This window comes from Frateuria defendens (assembly GCF_001182895.1).
Lineage (GTDB): Bacteria > Pseudomonadota > Gammaproteobacteria > Xanthomonadales > Rhodanobacteraceae > Frateuria_B > Frateuria_B defendens.
Genome location: NZ_LFQR01000248.1, coordinates 1 through 1,678 on the forward strand (window position 1 = coordinate 1; position 1,678 = coordinate 1,678).

Genomic DNA, 1,678 nt, shown 5'->3' on the forward strand with positions numbered 1-1,678 from the left:
GTGGTGTTGCCGTTGGCGTCATAGCTGCGGGCGGCGTTGCCGATGCTGCTCAGGTGGTGGGTGCCCGGCGCATAGCTGTAGCTGCCGGTGGCCAGGCCGCTCCCGCTCTTGCTCAGGCGGTCGCCGGTCTTGCTGTAGGTGTAGGCCTCGAGGGCGTTGCCGTTGGGGTCGTTCACGGCGGTGAGGCGGTACAGCGGGTCGTAGTTATAGGTTTCCGTGGCGGGGTTGGCACCTGGCGTATTGCCCAGGGCCGCGATGTGGCCCATCGCGTCGCGCGCGACATGCAGGCTGAGCGCCGGACTCACCACGTCGGTGAGGGCGTAGTTGGCGTCGTAGCTGCGGCTCACCGTCTGGCCGTTGCCCAGCGTGTAGCTGGCGATGGGGCCCAGCAATAGCTAATAGCCACGACCACACTACCCGCCCCTGACACCGATCGGCTATACGCTGACGCCTCCGATGCTGCCGCTGGCATCGCGGCCGTCTTAATGGAACTCACCCCGCCCATCATTTTGAACTATTTTCAACACGTATCCAGATATTGTCTGGAGTGCCACCTTGCCAGACCATACCCAGCGTCCTTTTAAACTTATCATTTACACGAGATATGCATTCAATCTCATCTATAACGACATCCCCACACATAACAATTAAATTTTCCAGGGGCCCCGCCGCCACATTTGAAATAATCAGATCGCTGTCATCTTTATTAATTATTTCGACAACGATCCTTAAACATTCAAGTGGATCTTCATGCACCATCCTCCCAATTTCCCGCCCCACATTAATCAAGTCACGAGTCACTTCACTCCTTTGGTGCGCATACTGCAATTCAATCCAACCATTTACCAAGGCTTCTCTAGTCATTTTATTCACCCTTATTTTGGAGCAGGCTGAGTCGGGGGCTGAATCGTAGCCCAGTACCAAGCATCATCCGGATAGTCAAGGCATCCCGCTCCATTGGCCTCTGCGATAACCTCTCTAAGCTCTGCCTGTCTCTGCTCAAACTGCTGAATATGCCCCAGCCAGGACATCCGGCCAGCATATCTAGTGTTATACAGATCAAACTTATCTCCTCGCATAGCCATATAACGCGCCTTAATTTCGTTCCGGAGACTTATTATCTCGTCATAAAATCTCTGGCATGAGTTATCGGGGCATTGTTTTTGTGAGGTAACACCCGCTCCCACACCGGTGGCAATACCTGCTCCAATAGCTGTCGCTGTTCCTGCACTAACGCCAGAACCTGCTGAACCTGCTCCAATTCCTGCTGCCGCACAAGCAGCGGCATTCACGGGATTCGCACAAAGAGCCGTTGTTTGCAATCCAAGCGGGTCCGCCCCAGCCAGAGGGCCCGAATTGACATAAGCGTACAAGCTCGGTCCCGCAGCTAGACCTATTGGATCAGGCTGACCGTACCCACCGATAGCGGACTCGTAGTAGCGATTAATGTTGTAGTTCAGCCCGTTTTCCGCATCGTAATACTGGCCGGGGAAGCGGAAATTGAAGGCGTATCCGTTCGTCAAAGTCGGCGCCTGCTCCCCAAACGGATTGCCCTGGTAGCTCCACTGCCACACCGTCGCCCCGCTGCCGTCCGTGACCGCGCGCGGGGTGTTGAGCCCATCCGCATGCACATAGCCGATCGTGGCCGTACCGCCATTGGCATCCACCACCGCCACCG

At 55.9% G+C, this 1,678-nt stretch carries 2 protein-coding genes and 1 pseudogene; all 3 read right to left on the reverse strand.

All coding sequences use genetic code 11. The features are described 5' to 3' along the window. Window positions 1–392: pseudogene (locus ACH65_RS18145) on the reverse strand (hypothetical protein); the annotation flags it as partial. A gap of 112 nt (window positions 393–504) precedes the next feature. Then, window positions 505–864 (reverse strand): DUF6869 domain-containing protein, encoded by a 360-nt coding sequence (locus tag ACH65_RS20155; protein ID WP_153242682.1) that lies wholly within the window; start codon window positions 862–864, stop codon window positions 505–507. 11 nt (window positions 865–875) lie between these two features. Further along, on the reverse strand, window positions 876–1,678 hold an 803-nt coding region (locus tag ACH65_RS19335; protein WP_336884816.1), incomplete at its 5' end, for an RHS repeat-associated core domain-containing protein.